Annotated in this window: 18 protein-coding genes and 2 tRNA genes; 7 read left to right on the top strand and 13 right to left on the bottom strand. The window is 70.5% G+C overall.

From position 1 onward, the window contains the following. The first annotated feature begins 396 nt into the window (after positions 1-396). From DC008_RS17005 to DC008_RS16990, 3 genes are all read left to right on the top strand, one after another. The gene (locus DC008_RS17005) at positions 397-1,563 is read left to right on the top strand and encodes a lipid-transfer protein (protein ID WP_108707709.1); all 1,167 of its coding nucleotides are present in this window, start codon (positions 397-399) and stop codon (positions 1,561-1,563) included. A 264-nt stretch (positions 1,564-1,827) separates the two neighbouring features. Next, complete coding sequence (locus tag DC008_RS16995) at positions 1,828-2,388, top strand: SigE family RNA polymerase sigma factor (protein WP_108707708.1); 561 nt, start codon at positions 1,828-1,830, stop codon at positions 2,386-2,388. Positions 2,389-2,576: 188 nt separating this feature from the next. Continuing rightward, positions 2,577-4,220, top strand: a complete 1,644-nt coding sequence (locus DC008_RS16990; protein ID WP_108710734.1) for a long-chain fatty acid--CoA ligase — start codon at positions 2,577-2,579, stop codon at positions 4,218-4,220. Positions 4,221-4,384: 164 nt separating this feature from the next. Here the strand turns inward: DC008_RS16990 and DC008_RS16985 are convergent, their stop codons facing one another. Continuing rightward, positions 4,385-8,467, bottom strand: a complete 4,083-nt coding sequence (locus tag DC008_RS16985) for a hybrid sensor histidine kinase/response regulator (RefSeq protein ID WP_108707707.1) — start codon at positions 8,465-8,467, stop codon at positions 4,385-4,387. Positions 8,468-8,767: 300 nt separating this feature from the next. After that, entirely contained in the window at positions 8,768-9,217 is a 450-nt protein-coding gene (locus tag DC008_RS16980; protein ID WP_108707706.1) for an SSI family serine proteinase inhibitor, read from the bottom strand. 167 nt (positions 9,218-9,384) lie between these two features. Here DC008_RS16980 and DC008_RS16975 point away from each other — a divergent pair. Both DC008_RS16975 and DC008_RS16970 read left to right on the top strand, forming a co-directional pair. After that, positions 9,385-9,475, top strand: a tRNA-Ser gene (locus DC008_RS16975). A gap of 218 nt (positions 9,476-9,693) precedes the next feature. Next, a tRNA-Arg gene (locus tag DC008_RS16970) sits at positions 9,694-9,766 on the top strand. 80 nt (positions 9,767-9,846) lie between these two features. Here DC008_RS16970 and DC008_RS16965 read toward each other — a convergent pair. The 10 genes from DC008_RS16965 to DC008_RS16920 all read right to left on the bottom strand — a co-directional run bounded on the left by DC008_RS16965 (position 9,847) and on the right by DC008_RS16920 (position 19,085). Continuing rightward, complete coding sequence (locus DC008_RS16965) at positions 9,847-11,127, bottom strand: tyrosine-type recombinase/integrase (protein WP_108707705.1); 1,281 nt, start codon at positions 11,125-11,127, stop codon at positions 9,847-9,849. Then, positions 11,127-11,324: a helix-turn-helix domain-containing protein gene (locus DC008_RS16960; RefSeq protein ID WP_108707704.1), complete on the bottom strand. Its 198-nt coding sequence runs from the start codon at positions 11,322-11,324 to the stop codon at positions 11,127-11,129. The genes DC008_RS16965 and DC008_RS16960 overlap by 1 nt, the downstream gene beginning before the upstream one ends. Before the next feature lie 437 nt (positions 11,325-11,761). Next, positions 11,762-13,237, bottom strand: a complete 1,476-nt coding sequence (locus DC008_RS16955; protein WP_108710733.1) for an ATP-binding protein — start codon at positions 13,235-13,237, stop codon at positions 11,762-11,764. A gap of 2 nt (positions 13,238-13,239) precedes the next feature. Further along, the gene (locus DC008_RS16950; protein ID WP_108707703.1) at positions 13,240-14,079 is read right to left on the bottom strand and encodes a bifunctional DNA primase/polymerase; all 840 of its coding nucleotides are present in this window, start codon (positions 14,077-14,079) and stop codon (positions 13,240-13,242) included. Continuing rightward, positions 14,076-14,801, bottom strand: coding sequence for a DNA cytosine methyltransferase (locus DC008_RS16945; RefSeq protein ID WP_108707702.1), 726 nt, complete (start codon positions 14,799-14,801; stop codon positions 14,076-14,078). Before DC008_RS16945 ends, DC008_RS16950 begins: the two co-directional genes overlap by 4 nt. A 94-nt stretch (positions 14,802-14,895) precedes the next feature. Next, the gene (locus DC008_RS16940; RefSeq protein WP_108707701.1) at positions 14,896-16,740 is read right to left on the bottom strand and encodes an FtsK/SpoIIIE domain-containing protein; all 1,845 of its coding nucleotides are present in this window, start codon (positions 16,738-16,740) and stop codon (positions 14,896-14,898) included. Positions 16,741-17,080: 340 nt separating this feature from the next. Beyond that, positions 17,081-17,464, bottom strand: coding sequence for a DUF6251 family protein (locus tag DC008_RS16935; protein WP_108707700.1), 384 nt, complete (start codon positions 17,462-17,464; stop codon positions 17,081-17,083). A gap of 15 nt (positions 17,465-17,479) precedes the next feature. Beyond that, positions 17,480-17,821 (bottom strand): RRQRL motif-containing zinc-binding protein, encoded by a 342-nt coding sequence (locus DC008_RS16930; RefSeq protein ID WP_108707699.1) that lies wholly within the window; start codon positions 17,819-17,821, stop codon positions 17,480-17,482. Beyond that, positions 17,818-18,831, bottom strand: a complete 1,014-nt coding sequence (locus DC008_RS16925) for a DUF2637 domain-containing protein (RefSeq protein ID WP_108707698.1) — start codon at positions 18,829-18,831, stop codon at positions 17,818-17,820. The genes DC008_RS16930 and DC008_RS16925 overlap by 4 nt, the downstream gene beginning before the upstream one ends. Beyond that, the gene (locus tag DC008_RS16920) at positions 18,828-19,085 is read right to left on the bottom strand and encodes a DUF6284 family protein (protein WP_108707697.1); all 258 of its coding nucleotides are present in this window, start codon (positions 19,083-19,085) and stop codon (positions 18,828-18,830) included. Before DC008_RS16920 ends, DC008_RS16925 begins: the two co-directional genes overlap by 4 nt. 442 nt (positions 19,086-19,527) lie before the next feature. Here DC008_RS16920 and DC008_RS16915 point away from each other — a divergent pair, with 442 nt between their 5' ends. Beyond that, complete coding sequence (locus tag DC008_RS16915) at positions 19,528-20,373, top strand: sigma factor-like helix-turn-helix DNA-binding protein (protein WP_108707696.1); 846 nt, start codon at positions 19,528-19,530, stop codon at positions 20,371-20,373. 2 nt (positions 20,374-20,375) lie between these two features. After that, complete coding sequence (locus DC008_RS16910; RefSeq protein ID WP_164492320.1) at positions 20,376-21,182, top strand: protein phosphatase 2C domain-containing protein; 807 nt, start codon at positions 20,376-20,378, stop codon at positions 21,180-21,182. Positions 21,183-21,483: 301 nt separating this feature from the next. Here the strand turns inward: DC008_RS16910 and DC008_RS16905 are convergent, their stop codons facing one another. Beyond that, a complete protein-coding gene (locus DC008_RS16905; RefSeq protein ID WP_164492319.1) occupies positions 21,484-22,395 on the bottom strand; it encodes an HNH endonuclease signature motif containing protein in 912 nt (303 codons plus the stop codon). Positions 22,396-22,433: the final 38 nt, after the last annotated feature.

Raw genomic sequence — 22,433 nt, 5'->3', positions numbered from 1 at the left:
GGATGTGCCGGAGAACGCGTTCCCCCCGCTCGAGATCCCCATCACGCGCACCCTGATCGTCGCCGGTGCCCTCGCCTCCCGCGACTACCAGGACGTCCACCACGACCCCGAGCTGGCCCGCCGCCGCGGCTCTCCCGACATCTTCATGAACATCCTGACGACCAACGGCCTCGTCGGCCGCTATGTCACCGACCACTTCGGCCCCACCGCGACCCTGCGCAGCGTCGCCATCCGGCTGGGCGCGCCCAACCACCCCGGCGACACGATGGTGCTGACGGGCACGGTCGAGGCGGTCGACGACGATGGCACGGCGACCGTCCGCGTGGTCGGCGCCAACCGTTCCGGCCGCCATGTGACCGGCACGGTGACGGTCACCGTCCCCGGGGAGGACCCGTCATGAGCGCGCGCGGCCGGGACCCGCTGTCCGGGCGGGCGGCCGTCGCCGGGATCGGGTCCACCGAGTTCTCCAAGGACTCGGGACGCAGCGAGCTGCGGCTGGCCGTCGAGGCCGTACGGGCCGCGCTCGACGACGCCGGTCTGACGCCGGGGGACGTCGACGGGCTGGTGACGTTCACGATGGACACCAGCCCGGAGATCACGGTGGCCCAGGCCTGCGGGATGGGCGATCTGTCCTTCTTCTCGCGCGTCCACTACGGCGGCGGCGCGGCCTGCGCCACCGTCCTGCAGGCGGCGCTCGCGGTCGCGGCGGGCGTCGCCGAGGTGGTCGTCTGCTACCGGGCGTTCAACGAGCGGTCGGGCCGGCGCTTCGGCGCGGGCGTCCAGTACCGCGAACCGTCGGCGGAGGGCGCGGCCCTCGGCTGGGCGCTGCCCTTCGGGCTGCTCACCCCGGCGTCCTGGGTGGCGATGGCCGCCCAGCGCTATCTGCACCGGTACGGGCTGACGCCGGAGGCCTTCGGGCATGTGGCGGTCGTGGACCGCCGGTACGCGGCGACCAACCCGGCCGCCCACTTCTACGGCAGGCCCATCACCCTCGCCGACCACGCGGCCTCGCGCTGGATCGTGGAACCGCTGCGCCTGCTGGACTGCTGCCAGGAGACGGACGGCGGCCAGGCCCTCGTCATCACGTCCGTGGAACGCGCCCGGGACCTGCCGCACCCGCCGGCCGTCGTCGCGGCGGCCGCGCAGGGGGCCGGGCGGGGGCAGGAGCAGATGACGAGCTTCTACCGGGACGACCTCACCGGCCTGCCCGAGACGGGCGTGGTCGCGCGCCGGCTGTGGCGGACGGCCGGGCTCGGCCCCGGGGACATCGAGGTGGGCATCCTGTACGACCACTTCACGCCCTTCGTGCTGATGCAGCTGGAGGAGTTCGGCTTCTGCGGCCGGGGGGAGGGCGCGGACTTCGTGGCCGAGGAGCGCCTGCCCCTCAACACCCACGGGGGCCAGCTCGGCGAGGCGTATCTGCACGGCATGAACGGCATCGCGGAGGGCGTCCGGCAGGTGCGGGGCACGGCAGTGAACCAGGTGCCGGGGGCGTCGCGGGTGCTCGTGACGGCGGGCACGGGGGTGCCGACCTCGGGCCTGGTCCTCGCCTCCGACGGGTGACGGCGGGGTGTGGATCCTGGTCCTCGCCTCCGACGGGTGACGGTGGGTCCGTGGACCGGGACTGGCCCTCGCCTCCGACCGGTGACGGCAGGGCCGTGAACCGGGGAGGGGGCGGGGCGGATCGGGGACATCCCGCAGTGGGAGGCGGGGTGGCCGTCCACCTTCAGGAGGTGGAGCAGGCCCCACCCCTACAACCTGAGGCGGACGGCGCTTCGGCACCTGCGGCCGATCCGCCGGAGCGGGGTCCGCTCATAGCGTGGAGCCATGACCCCACCCGTCTGCACCAGCGCCTCCGACGCCGCGAGGCGGTCCCTGCCGAACGCGGCGTACCCCTCCTTCTCGTCGTACGTACGGGCCCGCCAGCCGGTGCTGCTGCGTACCGCCCGCTCGCTCACCGCGAACCCGAGCGACGCCGAGGACCTGCTGCAGACCGCGCTGGCCAAGACGTATGTGGCCTGGGAGCGGATCGAGGACCACCGGGCGCTCGACGGCTATGTGCGGCGGGCTCTGCTGAACACCCGCACCTCGCAGTGGCGCAAGCGCAAGGTCGACGAGTTCGCCTGCGAGGAACTGCCCGAGCCGGAGCCCCTGCCGGGCCACGACGACGACCCGGCGGAGCGGCAGGCGCTGCGCGACGCCATGTGGCGCGCGATCATGCGGCTCCCGGCACGGCAGCGCGCCATGGTCGTCCTGAGGTACTACGAGGATCTCAGCGAGGTGCAGACGGCCGAGGTGCTCGGGGTCTCGGTCGGCACGGTGAAGTCGGCGGTGTCGCGGGCGCTCGGCAAGCTGCGGGAGGACCCGGAGCTGGTGCCGGTCCGGTGACCGTCATAGGGGCCCGGCACGGGTGGGAATCCTCCCCTCACCCGTAGCCGCAGAGCCCCGTGAACGCAACGTGACATGATCGATCACCCGGCCCTAGTGACATACCGCGCGGTATGCGCGCAGAATCTCCGCATCCCTTACCGCCGCGTAGGCAATGTCGCCCCCGGGAGGACGCCGTGCTGAGCACCATGCAGGACGTACCGCTGCTGATCTCGAGGATTTTGGCCCACGGGTCGACGATCCACGGCACATCGCAGGTCATCACCTGGACCGGCGAGGCGGAACCGCACCGCCGGTCCTTCGCCGAGATGGGAGCCCGCGCCGGGCAGCTGGCGCACGCCCTGCGCGACGACCTCGGCGTACGCGCCGACGAACGGGTCGCGACCCTCATGTGGAACAACGCCGAGCACGTCGAGGCGTACTTCGCGATCCCCTCCATGGGCGCGGTCCTGCACACCCTGAACCTTCGCCTGCCGGCCGAGCAGCTGGCCTGGATCGTCAACCACGCGGCCGACCGGGTGGTCATCGCCAACGGTTCGCTCCTGCCCCTGCTCGCCCCGCTGCTCCCGCACCTCAAGACGGTCGAGCACGTCGTGGTCTCGGGCCCCGGCGACCGCTCGGCCCTCGCGGACGCCGGCGTCCAGGTCCACGAGTACGACGAACTGATCGCCGGCAAGCCCACGGCGTACGACTGGCCCGCGCTGGACGAGAACCAGGCCGCCGCCATGTGCTACACCTCCGGCACCACGGGCGACCCCAAGGGCGTCGTCTACTCGCACCGCTCGATCTACCTGCACTCCATGCAGGTCAACATGACCCAGTCGATGGGCCTGACCGACCAGGACACCTCGCTGGTCGTCGTCCCGCAGTTCCACGTCAACGCCTGGGGCCTGCCGCACGCCACCTTCATGACCGGCGTCAACATGCTGATGCCGGACCGCTTCCTGCAGCCCGCCCCGCTCGCCGCGATGATCGAGAGCGAGAAGCCGACCCACGCGGCGGCCGTCCCGACCATCTGGCAGGGCCTGCTCGCCGAGCTGACCGCCGACCCGCGCGACGTCTCCTCCCTCACCCAGGTGACCATCGGCGGCTCGGCCTGTCCGCCCTCGCTGATGGAGGCGTTCGACAAGCTGGGCATGCGGGTCTGCCACGCCTGGGGCATGACGGAGACCTCGCCGCTCGGCACGGTCGCCCGTCCCCCGGCCCACGCCGTCGGCACCGACGAGGAGTTCGCGTACCGGCTCACCCAGGGCCGCTTCCCGGCGGGCGTCGAGGCCCGGCTCACCGGCCCCGGCGGCGAGCGCCTCCCCTGGGACGGCGAGTCGGCGGGCGAGCTGGAGGTCCGCGGGCCCTGGATCGCGGGCGCCTACTACAACGGCCCGGACGCCGAGCCGCTGCGCCCCGCCGACAAGTTCAGCGAGGACGGCTGGCTGAAGACCGGCGACGTCGGCGTCATCTCCCCCGACGGTTTCCTCACCCTCACCGACCGCGCCAAGGACGTCATCAAGTCCGGCGGCGAGTGGATCTCCTCGGTCGACCTGGAGAACGCGCTGATGTCCCATCCGGATGTCGCCGAGGCCGCCGTGGTCGCCGTCCCGGACGACAAGTGGGGCGAGCGCCCGCTGGCCACGGTCGTCCTGCGGGAGGGGGCCACCGCCGACTTCCGGACGCTGCGCGCCTTCCTCGCGGAGGAGGGGCGGATCGCCAAGTGGCAGCTGCCGGAGCGGTGGACGGTGATCGAGGCGGTGCCGAAGACGAGTGTGGGCAAGTTCGACAAGAAGGTGCTGCGCAGGCGGTACGCGGAGGGTGGGTTGGACGTCACCCAGCTCTGACGGGGGGCGATCCTTGTAGGGGAACTGTCGTCGGTCGGCTGCGGGTTGTGGGTGGCCGGTCGCGCAGTTCCCCGCGCCCCTTTCGGGGGTGCTGCTCGCGGTCGGGTGCGGGCCCGTCGTGGCTGGTCGGGCAGTTCCCCGTGCCCCTTCAGGCGGGGCACGGGTCAGTTCGTGCCGATCCGTGACAGCAGGTCCACGATGCGGGTCTGGACCTCGGGGCTCGTGGAGCGTTCCGCCAGGAACAGGACCGTCTCGCCGGACGCCAGGCCCGGCAGGTCGGCCTGGTCGACGGCGGCCGTGTAGACGACCAGCGGCGTGCGGTTGAGCTGCCCGTTCGCGCGCAGCCAGTCCACGATGCCGGCCCGGCGCCGGTGCACCTGCAGCAGGTCCATCACGACCAGGTTCGGCCGGAAGTCCCCGGCCAGCGCCACCGCGTCGGCGTCGCTCGCCGCCCGGGCGACCTGCATGCCCCGCCGCTCCAGCGTCGCCGTCAGCGCCAGCGCGATCTCCGCGTGCTCCTCGATCAACAGCACCCGCGGCGGATGCTGCTCACTGTCCCGGGGCGCCAGCGCCTTGAGCAGGACGGCCGGGTCGGCGCCGTACGCGGCCTCCCGCGAGGCCTGTCCGAGTCCGGCGGTCACCATCACCGGCACCTCGGCGGCCACCGCGGCCTGCCGCAGCGACTGCAGCGCGGTCCGGGTGATCGGCCCGGTCAGCGGGTCCACGAACAGCGCGGCCGGGAAGGCGGCGATCTGCGCGTCGACCTCCTCACGGGAGTTGACGATGACGGGCCGGTAGCCGCGGTCGCTGAGCGCCTGCTGGGTCGTCACGTCCGGCGCGGGCCACACCAGCAGCCGCCGCGGGTTGTCCAGCGGCTCCGGGGGCAGCTCGTCGTCCATCGGCTGGGGACGCGGCGGATCGGCGACCTCGACGGCCCCGCCCGGCCCGTCCAGCGGCTCGGGCCCCTCGGCGGCGTTCTCGTCCGGGGCGCCTATGGCGTACGACCGCCCGGCCGCCTCGGTCACCGGCGCGAGCCGTGTCTGCCCGGCCCCCGACGGCGGGGACGGCTGCGGCTGGGGCGCGGCGGGCGCCGCCTGCTCGGCCTGCGGATGCGGACGCGCGGGCTGCTCAGCGGCCGCACCGGCACCGGCTCGGGTGGCGGGGTCGGGCGGCGTGCCCAGCTTGCGGCGCCGGCCGCCGTTCGTCTGGTGCGGCGGGGGCGTCGGCGGCGAGGGCTGCTGCACCTGGGCCGCCTGCCGGGTGAACGGCACGCCCTGGCCCAGCGTGCGCACGCTGATCGCGCGTCCCTGGGTGGAGTTGGGGTCGACGGGCGCGCCGGGCGCCTCGGCGGGCAACGGCTGCGCGGCCCGCTGCGGCCGTCCGGCCGCCTCGGGCGGCAGTGGGGTCCCGGGCGCGGGCGTGCCCTGCGGCACCTGCGGCTGGGCGGCCTGCGGCGGTACGGCGCCACCCCCGGCGGTGCCGTCGGCGGCGGGCCACTGCTGGGGGACGGAAGCCGGGGCCGGGGCGCCCTGTGCGGGCGTGCCCTGCGCCGGGGTGCCCTGGCCCTGCGGCGCCGGTGCCTCGGCGGGCAGCGGCCCACCCGGGGCGGCGGCGGCCGGAGCCACGGGCTGCTGTGCCGGGGCGGGGGCGGCCACGGGAGCCGGGGCGGCGGCCGGGACGGGCTGCGGCACCGCCTGCTGGGCCTGGGCCTGAGCCGGGGCCGCAGGCGTGTTCGGTACGGCCGGTGCGGCCTCCTCCGCCGGGCGGGCCACGGCACGCCGGCGCCGTCCGGTCGGCGCGGTCGTCGGGTGCGGCTGCGGCGGGGTGTGGTCCTCGGCCGGGTCGTGCGCGACGGCGTCGTGCCGTCCCTCGTCGACGGCCTGCGGCGGTACGGCGGCCTGCGCGGCGGCGGCCGGTTCCGCGACCGTGCCGGGCGCGCGGTCGGCGTCGGCCGGCGGCAGCGCGAACACCTGGCGCGGGCCCGCCTCCTGGGCCTGCGCGGCGGCGGCCCGTTCGGCGGCGGCGGCCAGCGCCCGTCGGCGCCGTCCGGTCGGCTGCGGGGCGTCCTCGGCGGGCTCCGGGGCGGCGGCACCGGCCGCGGGCAGCGCGGGCGCCGGGGCGGGTGCGAGCGCCTGCTGCTCCCCGCCGTCGCGCCGGGCACGGCGTCCGCCGGACGCGGGCACGCCCTGCGGCGGCACGGTCCCGCCCAGGTTGTTCCCGGCGGCGGCGGTGCCCGCGGACTGCTCGCCGGCCATGACGACGGCACCCTCGGAGACACCGTCCGCACCGGGCTCGGCCGGGCGTCCACGGCGCCGTCCGGTGCCGCCGGAGGCCTCGGGGACGTTCTCGGGGGCAGCGGCGGCCTGGGGGAGCGCGGGCGCGGCAGCGCGCCGGCGCCGCCGTCCGGTCGGTGCGGCGTTCTCCACCCCGGCAGCCGCCTCGGCGTCGGCGGGGGAGTCGCTCTCCAGGAAGGCGTCGACGGAGGACCGCCGGGCCCGGCGCCGCCCACCGCCACCAGGCTGCCCGGCGTCGTCGGAACCGCCCGGCTCCTCGTCGGAAGCGGCGGGAGCGGCCGGAACGGCTCCCGCGCCACCTCCGATGGGCACCTCGAGGACGAACGCGCTGCCGCTCATCCCCGGCACCTCGTGTGTCTGCAGCACACCGCCGTGCGCGCGGACGATCCCGCGCACGATCGGCTCGTGCACCGGGTCTCCCCCGGTGTACGGCCCGCGCACCTCGATACGGACGACCTCGCCGCGCTGGGCCGCCGCGACGACCACGGTGTTGTCCAGGTAACCGCCCGCCGACACCGGCGAGTTGCCGGTGGCGTCGACCCCGGCGACGTCCGCGACGAGATGCGCCAGCGCGGTCGCCAGACGCTGCGGGTCGACCTCGGCCTCGATGGGCGGCGCGTGCACGGCGAACTGCACCCGGCCAGGGCCGATCAGTTCGACCGCGCCGTCGACACCCGCCGCGACGACGGCGTCGAGCATCACCTTCGTCCGCTGGATCTGCTCCGCCCCGGCGTCGAGCCGCTGGTAGCGCAGGACGTTGTCGATCAGTGTCGTGATCCGCGAGTAGCCCGCGGACAGGTGGTGCAGCACCTGGTTGGCCTCGGGCCACAACTGCCCCGCGTCGTCGGCCGCCAGGGCCGCCAGCTCGCGCCGCAGCTCGTCCAGCGGGCCGCGCAGGGAACCGCCGAGCAGGGTCAGCAGCTGCTCGTGCCGCACGGTCAGCGCCTCGTGCCGGTCCTTCTCGCGCTCCCCGAGGGCGGCGTAGCGCTCCTCGCCGGCGGCGAGTTCCTCGGCGTGCCGCTCCTCCAGCTCCTCGAGCTCGGCGACGTGCTTCTGCCGCAGCGCGGTCAGCTCGGAGGCGTGCTCCTCGGCGAGGCGCTCCAGCTCCTCCTCGTGCTGCTTGCGCGCCGCCTCGCTCTCCTCGGCGAGAGCGTCGTACGGCCGCCGGTCGGTGAAGGTCATCACGGCGCCGACGAGCTGGTCGCCGTCGCGCACGGGAGCCGTCGTCAGGTCGACGGACACCTTGTCGCCGCCCTTGGACCACAGCACCTGCCCGCGCACCCGGTGCTTGCGCCCGGAGCGCAGGGTGTCGGCGAGCGGGGACTCCTGGTACGGGAACGGGGAGCCGTCGGGGCGGGAGTGCGCGACGAGGGTGTGCAGCTCGCGTCCGCCGAGGTCGCTGGCCCGGTATCCGAGGATCTGGGCGGCGGCCGGGTTGACGAGGACGATCCGCCCGTCGGTGTCGGTGCCGACGACGCCCTCGGAGGCGGCGCGCAGGATCATCTCGGTCTGGCGCTGCGAACGCGCCAGCTCGGCCTCGGTGTCGACGGTGCCGGTCAGGTCCCGGACGACGAGCATCAGCAGCTCGTCACCGCTGTAGCCGTAGCCGTCGTAGGCCTGCTGGCCGTTCTCCAGATTCGCGGACGTGACCTCGACCGGGAACTCGGTGCCGTCGGTCCGGCGGGCCATCATGCGGGTCGGCTTGGTCCGGCCCTGCGGGTCCATGTGGTCGGGGCGGCGCATCGAGCCCGGGATGAGCTTCGAGTCGAACTCGGGCAGCAGATCGAGCAGCCCGCGCCCCACCAGCGCGGTGCCCGGCGCCTCGAAGGCCTCCAGGGCGATGGTGTTCGCGTTGACGACGGTCCCATTGGCGTTGACCAGTACCAACGCATCGGGAAGCGCGTCGAGTATGGCTGCGAGGCGAGCAGCGCCTCGGGATGGCCTGCTGCTCACGAGACGCTTCCTCCCTGTTACCGCACCTAGCCGACCGCTCCGGCCATCTTGCCAATCGGCCCGCAGCGTGTCACGCGAGGGAGTCTAAGGGCTGGGGTTGCGCTCGCGACGCCGGATGAGAGCGAGGTCGCACCTGGCGGTGACCCAGAACGTATGACCGCCCACGCCGATGTCCCTCCGGCCTGCGCACCCTTGTCCCACCGGGCTGCCGCCGGACCCCCGCGGGGCTTCGCGACACCTTCGCGGGACCTTTACGGACCCGGTGCGTCCGGTATGGAGAACCCGTGGCCCGGGGCCGCGCTACACGCCCAGGCCCTGCGCCCGCACATCGGGCAGCAGCGGCACGAATCGATTCCACCGGGCGATCGCGCATCCGTCGCCCCGGTCGAACCGGGCGTCGACGGGACGCCCCGCCCAGGTCCCGGTGACATGCGCGGTCGCGGGCCCGCCGTACTGCATGGTGCACAGGCCGCCGGGCGCGTCGGGGGCGAAGAGGTCCCGTCCCCACCGCGTCCCCCGGTCGAGCGCGGCACAGGCGCGGACGGCGTCGGGGTGATCACCGGCGGCCGGATGGCAGGTCAGCTCGCGGGTGCCGTCCCCTGCACCGGTGCCGCGCACCGTGACGACGAGGTGATCCCCGGAGCCCTGGGGCTGTGCCGCGGCGGGTACGACGGTCCCGGAGCCGACGGCGAGGAGCGAGCCGGCGGCGAGAAGCAGCCGGGCGGAGACGGAACGCTTGACCTGCGACATGCCCTGACTAACGCCGCGCCCCGCCGTACGTTGCGCGGCGCAGCACGCCGGGAAGAGCTTTGCCCTGCGGGCTCTGTGCCTAGTACCGTGGAGGTCGATTGGTGACAGCACGCTCGACTGTGTCATCATCTGCACGCACCGATCGCGCTCGCGCGAGCGGTTGTGCTGGAGGCGTCGCCTAGTCCGGTCTATGGCGCCGCACTGCTAATGCGGTTTGGGCCTTAAAGCCCATCGAGGGTTCAAATCCCTCCGCCTCCGCCCTCCGACAGGGAGCCCGGCTGATCTCAGCCAGGCTCCCTGTCCGCGTTCCGGACCGATCACGCCGACGGGACCCGCCTCAGCCCCGTCCGAGTGCGTTTTCCCAGCTCACAAGGGGTGCGGCAAACGGATTTCACATGGCGGCGGCAGTCATGTAATGTTCTTCCTGTCGCCGCGAGCGGGCCGGAAGGGCCGGGAGCGGCGAAAAAACAGAACAAGCACTCGTAGCTTAACGGATAGAGCATCTGACTACGGATCAGAAGGTTGCAGGTTCGAATCCTGCCGAGTGCACACAGGTCAAAGGCCCCCTGGGATGATTCCAGGGGGCCTTTGACATCAACGGCTGACATCAACGCAGTCAGAAACGCCGATCACTCCTCGGTGGCCTGCTCCTGCTCGCAGTCTGATTCCTCCTGCGACTCGTCCAGGCCGAGGGCGTCGTCCATCCGATCGGCGGCGGCCTTGAGCGTTGTGCTCATTACGTGCGCGTAGGTGTCGAGCGTCATCGTGATCGTGCTGTGGCCCAACGTCTCCATGATCGTGCGTGCGTCCACGCCCTGAGCGAGCAGCAGCGAGGCGCACGTGTGGCGAAGGTCGTGCACCCGCACCCGTCGTACTCCGGCGTCCCGACACAGGATGGTGAGCATCCTGTTCAGGCTGCGCGGGTCCGTCACGCGACCATGCGTCGTGGTGAAGATCAGGCCGTTCGGCTGCCCCGGCGTAGGCTGCCACTTCTTCCCCGCCACCGTGCGTTCCCGCTCCTGCTGGGCCCGGTGCTGGGTGAGTGCCCTCACGCAGTGCTTCGGCAGAGACACCGTGCGGATGGAACGCGTGGTCTTGGGGGTGCCGAAGATAAGCTCACGCCGGATGCGCTGGACGTTCCGGCGGACACGAAGCTGACCGTTCGTGAGGTCAACGTCCCCCCACGTGAGGGCGAGCGCTTCACCCCGTCGCAGGCCCGTCGAGACGAGTAGCAGCCACAGGGCGTAGAGACGATGGGACCGTGCGGTCTTCAGCATGAGGCGAGCCTCTGCGGCGTCCAGCGGACGCACCTCCTTGCGAGTGACGGTGGGGGTCTCCACGACCCGGGCGACGTTCCGAGCGATCAGTTCCTCTCGGATTGCCTGCTGGAGAGAGGACCGAAGGACGGCATGGATGTACTGGACGGTCCGCGCGGACGGGCGACGCTGGCAGCAGCGGCCCACGGCGCAGCACGAGCGCTTCTCCTCCGGGCGCTCCTTGTCCGCACCCCGCAGGCAGCACAGGCAGGAGTCCTTGAACTCCGCCAGGAACCGGCGCACGTCCGCCGGGGACAACCTGTTCAGCCGCTTCTTGCCGAGGGCTGGACGGATGTACAGACGGGCCAGACCCTCGTAGCTGTTCAGGGTGGACGGCTTAAGCCGTGCCGGCGCGATGGTGGCAAGCCAGTAGGTGAGGTAGTCACCGAACGACATGGTGGACTCTGCAGCCGGGATGCCCTGGCGGGTCTTCTCCTGCAACTCCGTGAGCTTGTCCGCGACTTCTCTGCGGGTCTTGCCGTAGACGAACTTGCGGGTGCGGGTTCCGTCGGGGCGGTAGACGTAAGCAGCGGCGTGGTATCGGCCATCCGCACGCTTGCTGATCGTTCCCTCGCCGTTGGCGCGCTTGGCCATCAGTCTGTCTCCTCAATGCGGTTCTGCATGTAGCGACGTACGGACTCGACAGGGACGCGTCGGGCGCGTCCGGACGTGTAGCTCTGGAGTTCTTTGGAACGGATCAGGTCGTAGACCTTGCTGCGGCTGAGGCGCAGGGCAGTCATGACCTCGGGGACCTTGAGCGCTTGAGGGGTCGGGGGCACGGCGATGCTCACGCGAGATCTCCTCGGGGCGGGGTCGTCTGTGCTGTCCGAAGCGGGGATTTCTGCGTCATCGCGTCACGTGCGTCAACCAGGCGTCTGACCTGCGGTTTCCAGTGACGCAGCGGTGCGGGCCCTGCGTCACCGAAGACGCGGGCGCTCGTCACGGGGTGACGCAGGTGACACGGGATGACGCAGGATTCACCGTCTGCGTCACCTCCTGTTTCTGCTGGTAGGGGGCCGTCTGTCGGGCCCGTGGTGACGCAGTGACGCAGATCTTCCCTACTTAGGAAAAAGAAGGGGGTGGTGTCTGTGGGTCTTTACGCCCGCTCAGGGCTTGAAGAATGGGCCGCTTCGCGGCGCGACCTGTGCAGGGCGGCTGTCGCCGCCGGACAGCAAGAGGAGCACCCCCGGCGAGGCGTGCTCCTCTTGCCGTTCGCATGTCCGGGCGGTCAGAACGCGGTCTGCTGCTCGGACGGCGGGGGCGGGGCCTGGCGGGTGATCTCGATGTAGCGGGCGGCGCTGGTGCGGCCCCAGTCGACCAGGACGCCCCGCGCGGCCAGGGTGGGCTGGATACGCCGCAGCCGGTCGGAGAGCACTTTGCCGGTGGTGGGCCAGCCCTTGGGCAAGGGGCGGCATTCCTCACCGCTGTAGAGGGTGCTGAGGGCGTGCAGCCACTCCGCTGACGACATTCGCACGTCCTCGCCCGGGTCCAGTTCCTCGGCGCGCTTGAGAACCGTCTGCGCCAGAAGATCGCCCTCGATGACGTCGTCGTTGAGGTCGTCCAGGCTGGCCCGGTACGCCTCCAGCGTCCCGAAGCCGGTGGCGGCGTCGAGCTGGGCGCACAGGTGGGCGAAGTCGGCCATGCGCAGATCGGTCGGGGTCTCGGCCTGTGCTGCACGGACCTTGACGGTGAGGTCGAGCAGGGAGCCGAGGACGACGGGCAGGATCTCGGCGTACTCCGCCCACAGCTCCGCTTCGGTGCGCCGCACCCGGGGACGTTCCAGGCGCAGCGTGAGGAGTCGTTCGGCGAGATCGGGGCGGATGACGCCGACGTCGATGCCGGTCAGCAGCATCGGGCGGCGGTAGCGGGCGCGGACGACGTCGCCGTCGGTGAACAGCGCACGCTTGATGCTCTCGGCCCCGGTGATGACGCAGCACATGAGGTCCGACAGGTCAGGGGGCAGGTGGGAGAGGTTGTCCAGGGCGGTGATCCATCCGGCCGCCACCGCCGTGATCATGTTCTCTTCGTCCTTGGGCGCCCGGCGCAGGTCGCCGGTCATGCCCTCGATGATCCGCACGAGCATCCGCCCGCCGGTCGACTTGCCGGCGCCCTGCGGGCCGGTCAGGAACGGGGCGGGGACGGGCACGGACGGCTCCAGGCAGCCGATGAGCCACGCGAGGGCCAGGGCCTCGGTCTTGGCGTCGGCGAAGTTGCACAGCCGCATCAGCAGGTCGATCCCCTTGCCGTCGGTGTCCTTGGCGGGCACGGGGAGTTCCCCGGTGAGCTGGGTGCGCCGCCAGCACACCTCCTCGGGGGCGGGGACGCGGATGTCCCAGCCGGTGGGGTGGATGCGGACGGACCGGCCGTCGTCGCGGCCGAGGTCGAGCCAGGTGGCCCCGTCAAATCCAGGGGCCACGCGGATGTGGGTGGGCTGCACCTGCTCGGTGAGGGCGAGCGCTTCGATCAAGTCCAACGCCTCCTTGAGGGCGGTTCCGTTGAAGACGCCGACCCCGTCACGGAAGAGGCCGACCATGAGTTCCTGCCGGTGGCTCCCGGTCGTGCCCTGGGAGCGAATGGGACGGGCCACGGGGTGGCCGGTGCGCTGCGCGTACACGGTCCCGTCCACGGTGCGGAAGTACCGGAAGTGGGACTGTGCGTAGTCGGTGATGACCCGCCGGGCCGGGTTCTTCTCGTCGTCAGACACGGTCACAGTCCCAACGTGATGCGGGCGTTGGTCCACGCGTCGGTGCAGTGCCGCAGGCTCTCGCCCTTGGCCTGCGCTGCGGCGAATAGGCGGGCAACGTGGGTGTCGGTGAGGCAGCCGCACCGCCCATGCGTGGAGAGCACCGCGAGGAACGCCCCGTAGACCGTGGCGTGGACCGCGCTGCGAGCGGCTGTGATGCGCTGCTCCGCCATGGCAATCCCGCGCTCCAGGAAGACGGGCGAGCGGTGCGGGCACCGCCCCACACCGGACTGCGCGGGCACCGGCACGGAGTGTGGCGACGGGCGACGGGCGGGCGGGTGCTTCCCGGCCAGCGCGCGCACGGTATCCGGCAGGGTGGTCATGGTGCCGGTACCGAACCCGAGCCAACGGGCGTAAGCCATGGTCGACTTGATGTCGACACCGGGCCGGACCGCGTTCGCGGATTGCATCCGACCGAGGTAGATCCAGTGCTCACCTCGGGTGGTGGGTACGACCTGCGTGGCGGGCAGGGTCTCGCGTGCCCAGGCGATCGCGTCGGCGTTGTCCAGGTCCACGACCGTCAGTCCGGCTCCGCCCGGGTGGTAGGCGACGGCTTCGGCATGCAGCCATGCGCGGCGCCAGGGCCCGGAGGTGATGACGTTGGGGTCGGTGGTCGCGGCGGCCCAGGCGTGGCAGGGCCCTGGGCAGGCGCAGGGCCCGGGTGTCTTCATGTTCGGCCGGCCGCCGCAGGCGTTGTCGGCGCAGCGTCGGCAGTTGCCGAACGGCACCTTTCCCGCCCGCAGGGGCAGGGGCGGGATGCCGGATGCGGCCAGTTCGAGGGCGGTGTGCAGGTGCTCCCTCATGCCGCCACCCCCATCGTGTGGGTGGCGAGGAAGGCGCGGCCGATGTGCTCGCTGTAGGCGGGCGGGATGGCTTCGGTCAGTTCCTCACGCACGTTCGTCCAGTCGATGCCGAGCGCCGTTTGCAGCTCGGGCACGGTGGGCTTGCCCCCGCCGTTGCCGTAGGCGGCCACGTACGGGCCGTCGTAGAAGCGGCCGTGCCGGTAGCCGCGCACGCGGCCCCGGTGCGGGATGTGGGCGGGCTGCTCGATTGTGCATCCGCTCACCTCGAAGTTGCGGTGCCGGATGACTCCGAGCCCGTACATCTCCCCGCACAGGGTGAGGTCTTTGCGGATCTCAGCCTGTCCGTTGGGCTGCTCGATGACGTATGGCAGGCCGGTCCTGTCGAGGAGATCCCGGGTCGGTGCCACGAGGTCGACGTGCGTGCCGCCCCATCCACGAGAGCGGTTGGTGCCCACGGTCAGCGTGTTCTTGGCCTGGCAGGGCGGGGAGGCGTGGACGAACGTGAAGCGCTCGATCTCGCCGGTTGCGATGAGGCGAGCGAGGTATTCGAGCGCGTCGCCCCGGTGCCAGGTGAAGGGGTAGCGGGGCCGGTCGGCGAGGTCGCAGCCGTGGACGCGGAACCCGGCACGGGCGTAGCCCATAGCGGCACCGCCGGCGCAGGAGAACAAGTCCAGCAGTAAGGGCCGCTGGTCGTCTCGCCGAATGTCGGTGGGTTGGGTCATGCTGGAGGTCTCCAGTTCGGTGTAAGCGTGCTGGATTGGCGGCGGCCCCGGTTCTTGGTCGGATGGGGGCCGCCGTTGTCGTGCGCAGGAGTGGTCAGGCCGCTTGCTGGCCGGGCAGGAGCCTGCCGTCAGCGGTCCGGTGCAGGGCGCCGCTGGCGGTGAGCGCCTTGATCTCGCGGGAGACGGTGCCCTTGTTCAGGCCGGTCGCGTCGGCCACATCCTTGGCGGTGCGGGCCCCGGACTGCACGGCGGCGAGCACCTTGTCCCGGTTGCTCACGGCTGTCGACTGCGGGGCTGTGTCCTTGACCAGGTGCAGCGGCGTGCGCGGCGCCTGCCCGCTCGTGGGCTTTGCGGGGCACCAGATCGACTTGGGCAGGGCGCGTACGCCCGCGTCGTCCAGGGTCCAGGTGCGCAGCATGCGCGGCCCGTAGCCCTTGAGGTAGCCGTGTCCCCGGTACTCGCGGCCGTCGGGGATTTGGTGCGGCGCGTAGTGCGCGCAGTCGTCCAGGGCGACCTGGGCCTGGGTGGTGCCGGCCACTCGCAGCGAGAATCGGGTGAGGAGGTTCGGCGCGATCAGCTTGTGCACGCCCGGGGCGCCCCCGTCGGTGAGCGGGTACTGGGTGGCCCACCACAGGACGACACCGCGCGAGCGACCCAGTGAGGACAGCTCGATGAGGCGCTGCAAGCGGTCCTTGTCCTTGTTGATGAGGGCGAGGATGACCTGTCCCTCGTCCACGACGACGGTGAGCTGACGTCCGTCCCACACGCTGATCCCGCGCTGCTTCATGTCGGTCTTCCGGCGGGTCATCTCCGCGTGCGCCTCGTCCACCGCGTTGGTGATCTCGTCCTGTTCCACGGCGACGCGGCACACCGCTTCCCAGATGTTGGCCTCTTCGCCCTTGCCGTCGATGAGCAGCAGGTCACCGCGCAGGTGGGCGGTGGCCATGAGCGGACGGAACGACCACGACTTGCCGGTACCGGACGCGCCGGACACCAGCAGTCGCTCATCGAAGGGGACCAGGACCTCGTCCCCGGTTTCGGTGTCCAGAGCGAGGCTCATCATCAGCGGGTCGGTCGGGATGCGCTCCGGGGTCCACTGCGAGGAGACGCCCGCGGCTGCCGACCGGGTCGCCAGCGTGAGAACGGCCCACCCGCCGCGCGAGGCGGACGTGATCCGTATGCGCAGCGCGGTCCGCGCACCCAGCAGCGCACGGACCGAATCGGCCTTGTCCGCCAGCGTCTTGACGGTCCACTGCCCGTCCAGGCGGATCTCACAGCGGATCCCGCCCGGCTCGATCGCCGGGGGCGTGGTGACCGTGCCCGAAAGGCCACGGTCGGGTGCGTGCTCGACCCAGTACGACGGGTCGAGCCGCTCCATGAGCTGACGCTCTTCCAACGACAGCGACTCATCCACCGGCACCCGCAGCTTGCGCCGGCCGAGCGCGAGCGCGGCCACGTTCGCCCCGATCAGCACAGCCGACGTCGCGGCAGGCCAGACCGTGACGTGCGCGGTCGACATCAGCGCGGAAGCAATCGCGCTCGGCACGGCGTGCACCGAATGGACTTGCACAGCGCGGGCTTTGAGCGTGCTCGGGTAGTTCACCCGCGCGGCCTTGAGCTTGGCGCGTGTGTCGCGCTCGTGCTTGGCGGCTGCCTTGGTCGCCACGCGGGCGGCGCGGCGGCCGGCCGCGAACGGATTGTTCGACGCGGCCCGCGCGGAGAGCTGCTGCGACTTGGCGGTGGCGTGCGTGGACCGCGCCGCGTTGTGTTCCTTCTGCGCGGCCATCAGGGTTTTCAGGTGCTCCGGGGTGCGCAGCTTGTTACGCCGCTCGGCTTCAAGATCCCAGCGCGTCGCGAACGGAGCGCACACCGGGGCGAGGGCATCCAGCGCGCCGTTGGTGGTGTTGACGGTGGTCGACCATGCTTGCTTCCAGTCCACGAAATGGGTCCCTTCAAGACCGTGGATGAGGGCCGGTGCGCCGTTGCGTGGCGTCACCGGCCCGCCCGAGTTGCAGGGAGCGGTGCGGTCGGTTGCGTCGACAGCACCGGTTGAACCCCTGCAACCACATCTGACCTGCGCTGTTGCAGAGTTGAGCGGTGGGAGGGGTAGGGGTCCTACGCGCACGCGCGCGTAGAGCGCCGGAAAAACGGGCCGTGCAACCCCCTGGCGGAGCCTTGGCTGGCCGTTCACGACCCTGGGGGTCATAACCCACACGCGAAGGGGGTCAAGCGCTCTACGGGCCGTCTACGCCTTCCGTCCTCCAGGGAGGCGGGAACGGTCAGCGTCCCTTGCGGCCGAGTCGCTTGGCGGCGGCCTTGCCGTCGGTGCCGCCGACCGAGCGAACGACGGTGACTACACCCCACGCCATGGCCACGGCCAGCAGCGTGAGGATGGCGAGATTGGCGGCCATCGCGGTCAGCACTCCGACCAGCAGCGGGCCGAAGTAGACCCCGGCAGCCACCGCCCCGGCACCGACGCCGGAACCGAGCGCGATGCGCTGCACCGTGCGGTCCGGGGGCGCGTGGTGGATGTGCTGCACCACCATCGGCGGCGCCATCTGCACGGGCGGCATCGGATTGAGGTGGGCGGGCTGGTCGTTGTAGACGTAACGGCCGTTCGGGAGACGGACGACGCCGGGAACGGGCAGGTTGTCGGAGTCCACCGGGGACCTCCCAGGTCAGTTGGAGTCGGCGCAGGGCACGCACGCGCCGAGAGCTGCGGGGATGACGTATCCGGCATCGCGCCGGCACGCGGGGCAGATACGGCGGGCGCGATTGGCCCGGGCGAGCGCGGCCCACCGGCCCGGCGTCATCGGCCGGACGGGCTTGGCCACGTCGATGCGGTAGAGGTAGGCGACCAGCGGGCCCCTCTTGCGGCGGGGACGCTGCACTTCGGCGGCCACGTCCTGACCACCAGGGCGCAGCCCCATCGCGCGGAGCTGCCTGCGGGTGGCCAGACCGTCAGGGGCGAGCCGCCACCGGTACACAGGCAGCGAGCCGCCGACCGGAGTGGCAGTCATCCGTGACTCGTTCCGGCAAGGTCAACGGGGACGCCGTTGACGCTCCCGCGCAGCTCGGCATACCGGGTAGAGACCCACCCGACCGACCAGCCGCACAGCTCCGCAGCCTGACGCACCGACAGACCTTCGACCTGCGCGGCGGCCACGATCGCGCGTGCGTCGCCCTCCGGGAGCTTGTCCGCCACCGGGCCACCGGACAGCAGCGCGGCGCGTTCACGCGCGGCCCGCTTCTCCCGCTCCGCCCGTTCACGGCGCTCCTGCTCCACGCGCTCACGCCGCTCGCTTTCGGCGCGTTCTGCGGCCTCCCGTTCACGGCGTTCACGCTCCGCTCGGAGCTGTTCACGCTCGCGCTCCTTGCGTTCACGCTCCTCGCGCTCAGCCCGCTCCCGGGCCTGCTCACGCTCGCGTTCCTCGCGCCGTGCAGCGGCCTCCCGCTCAGCCTGTTCACGGACCATGCGGGCCTCGTGCTCGCGCTGTTCACGGGCCAGTGCCGCCGCGTGTTCGCGTTCCTCACGGGCTCGCCGGGCAGCGTCCTCGCGCCGCTCGATCGCGGCCCGTTCACGGGCTTCCCGCTCGGCTTGCTGCTTGGCCTCCAGCTCCACCACGGCGGCGGTGATCGCGCGCCGGTAGGCAAGCCCGGTCTCTGCCGTGACGATCAGCAGCAGCGGCGCGACCGCATGCACGGCCACGCCCACCAGGTCGTTTTTCAGGGCGGAGTCCGCGACGTTGAGGGCGAGCGTCATGCAGCCGGTCATCCACCGCAGCGCGATAGGCCACCTGCCGCCGTTGCCCCCGAGCCGGGCGAGCACCGCGTCCAGGCGGACCACGATGACCACCGCCGCATCGACTACGAGGGGCAGGATGGGCGCCGTCCAGTCCCACCGATCGGGCGTGTGCGCGGCGGCGAGCGGGGTGACGGTGAGGATCGAATAGAGCATCGCGCCCGCCACGATCAGCCACGTGCCGACCGACAGCGCTCGCTCGGCTGAACGGATGTGAACAGCGTTCATGCGGCGCCACCCCGGTGCACGTCCGTGGCCTGGGTGGCCAGCGCGGCCAGCAGTCGGCGGCGGGCCCGTCGGATACGCCGCACGTCCAGCTCCGTGGGGGTGCGGTCGACGGTGACGATCTGCGCGTCCAGCAGGTCGACGTCCGCGAGGATTGCGGGCATCTCCAGCTCGATCGCGTCCAGCTCCGCGTCCGTCGGCTCCATGAAGTCGGCGAACGCGGTAACAGCGTCCTGAACAGTGACGATGTGGTCCATTGGGTCGTGTTCTCCCTTGCAGGTGGCAACGGCCCGAACAGCGGTCCCGGTGTTCGAGCACCGGGACCGCGCGCCGTTGAAGTCGGTGGATCCGGCTCCCCTCAGCGCTGCTCGTACGAGACGAGCAGCGGAGGCAACCGGCCGCAGCGAACGCCGCGAGGGTCAAGGCGCGACTTGGACGCGCGGTCCGCCTTTTCGACTCGGGGAGGCGGGGCCCACCTATGCAGTTCTCAACTACCAATCGCTTCCTTCGTACTCACCCCAGCGGGCTTTCCTCCGGGCGCATCAATGCAGGTCAAGTAGTCACGACGAGCCTCCACCCGTCTTGCTTAGGGGGGGTTGCCGTTGCGCTTGATAGGTACGGTAAGCAAACCCGGAGCTGCGCGCAACCCCCTCTCGCGATAGAGTCTGATAGCCCCCCTAGGCGAACGATTGGAGAGTCGTGCACGACGACATGGAGCGGGTCTCTGGGATCACGGACCCCGTCGACCGCGCCAAGGCGGCAATCGACCTGATGGCGCGGTATCAGAGCCACGTGAACGAGCTGTCCCGCGTTCGCCGCGAGGCGATCGAGGAGGCGCAAGCGTCCGGGCTGACACAAGCCGAGATCGCGAAGCGACTTGGGGTGAGCCGGGGGCGCGTCGGACAGCTCGCGTCAGCCGGGCCGCCGCCAGAGCGCGCCTTCTTCGGTACGGACCTGGTCACGGTGTCGCTCGGCGGGAAGTACGAGGCAGGCAAGGGACCCGACGACAACCCCAGCCACGTCGTGACGCGGGAAGACCTCGACAACTTCGAGCACCTTCGGAAGTTGCTCGCCGGCATGAAGCTGGACGCTCAGTACGAGGTGATCCCGCCGTCCGGCATCGTCAACCTCAACCGGGACAACCATGTCGTCGTCTGTGGTCCTCGCCTGTCTCCGATCGTGGCGCAGGTCCTCGAAGGAGACGACAACCTTCAGTTTCGGAAGGACCGGGCGTGGCATCTGGTGGACCAGAGAGAGGGGAAGGAATACAGGTCACCCCAGGACGAGGACGGGTCGGCCGGTGACTTTGGGTACCTGGGCAGACTCCCCCGCCTGGACGGGAAGGGCACGTTCCTCTACATCGCCGGCATCCACGCCATCGGAGCAAACGGGGTGGTTCACTACCTGGAAAACAACGTGGCAGATATCTACCGAGAAGTCCGCACGCGCCGCTTCTCCACGCTGATCTCTTGTCGTTACGACCCCAAGACGATGGAAGTGCTGGAGAGCCGACGCGTTACGCCGCTGTACCGACACGAGGGCTGAGCATGCGCGTCGCCATCGACACCCAACCTGGTGGAGCCGCCCCCAACGAGGATTGGGTGGCTGGCACGCCGACTCTTGCCGTTGTGCTGGACGGGTTGAGCACTGCGGGCCTGGACACGGGATGCTGCCACGGCGTGCCCTGGTACGTGGCGACCCTCGGCAGTCAGCTTGTCGCGGCACTCGCGGACGCTAGAACCTCGCTCTCGGTCGGCCTAGCGAATGCCCTCGAACAGGTGGCGGCGCTGCACCCCGAGTGCGACCTTCGAAATCCCGGCACGCCCTCAGCTACGGTCGCGATCCTCCGGGAACGAGAGGGATTCCTGGATCATTTGGTCTTGGCGGACTCACCCATCGTGCTCGAAGGGGGCGGCGGGTTCACGGTCCTCACTGACCTGCGGGTGGACAAGGTTTTGCCCGAATTGCGGGCGGAAGTCGAACAGTACGAGACCCACACGGCAGAGCATCGGGAAGCACTCCGGCGGTTGGTCACCGCTCAGCGTCAGACTCGCAATACGCCCACCGGGTACTGGGTGGCCGCTTCCGATGCGGAGGCAGCAGCGCGCGCCCTCGTGGGGAGCCTCCCGGCCCATGACGTGCAGGCCGCAGCCGTCCTCTCCGACGGCGCTTCGCGCCTGGTCACCGAGTACGGCATGGCGACCTGGTCGGAAGTCTTCGCGACGCTCCGCACTGGAGGGCCGCAGGAGCTGATCTCTTCCGTCCGGAAGGTTGAAGCGACCGACCCCACCGGGCGACGATGGCCGCGCTACAAGTCCGGCGACGATGCCGCTATCGCCTTCTGTCAGTGGTGATAGCGGCTGGTCGGTGTAGAGATTTGCCATCTAACTCCGTCTCAGTTGCCATCTAGCTCAACCCATTCGGGACCGGGCGACGCCGTTTCCTGCACTGGGTGGGCGGATGGAAATGAACGAGGTTGAACGTGCTGCGTATTGCGCGCGTATTGCGCTTCTGATGGAGAGCCGTAAGGCTCGTTCTACAGTGGTGCGCTCCACCTGGACGCCATGAACCCCGTCCGCTCCACGGTGTGTGGGTCGACGGCGGACGGGATGGGAGCGGGGGAGAGTGGTGTGCAAGGAGTGTGCAGCGACTGCCCTAGAGAGCGGTTTTGACCTCCCGCACAAGCGCCGCGAGATTATATCCCTCGAAGTGATGCGCATTTATAGAGATCTTTTCTTCGAGGAAGCTGGCGATCGAATCCTTGCCCGGGTGAGGTTTAGGGGTTTCGCCGGCCAACTCGTCGGCCTCATACTCTATGCGCATCATCCAGCTCTTGAATACTCCGTCGCCATCCCGCATGAGAATCAGACCTTGGTCGAAGCGGTAGAATTTATCAACCTCGTCAGCTGCCTCGATAATTACCCAATTAATCGCTTTCGTTGCCTCAATTACGAGCACATAAAGAAGAAATCTCTCATTCTGGAACTCGGCAAATAGAATTTTGTATGCGTCGGGATCCCAGCCAATGTCCTTATAGCTTCGGCGAATTTGCCAGAAGAATTCGTTCCTCGACTCCATGCATTTTTGGAGATGATTCAAGAGGTCCGTCATCACGTGATGCAGATTTCGAAAGGCCAGCACGGTTCGGGGGAAGCGATTGGGCCATCGCATCTTTAGAAGCCAAGCGCCAGCCTCGATCAGCTTGGTGTAGCTGGCGTCAGCAAGAACAGGTAGTGGCTCATTGAGTTGGGCTGTGATGGTCTCCCACTCTTCGAGCTGCATCTTCTGCTCCCAGAGTAGGAGAAGTGCGATCATTCTTTCCGACAGTTCGCGCTGCGACTCTTCTTCCGCCCCCAAGCTCTCTGTCACGAGCTTTTCGTGGGACGCTTTCATCTCTTCGAGTTGCGCCACCGAGAAACCGACTCCGCCGTTTTTGTCAATTAGCGTGTGGTGTGTTGGGCACAGCAGGAGGAGATTTTCGTACGAATCCAACTTGGTGTCCTCGTACGTTTCGTCAAAGCGTGGGCCGTCGGGGCGTGCAGATCGTATATGGGCTTCCTCGCCCATTACTACGCCTACTGTCGCCAGGAACTTGGAATCTTCGG

The organism is Streptomyces nigra (assembly GCF_003074055.1).
Lineage (GTDB): Bacteria > Actinomycetota > Actinomycetes > Streptomycetales > Streptomycetaceae > Streptomyces > Streptomyces nigra.
This window is presented reverse-complemented; position numbering and strand designations above follow the sequence as displayed.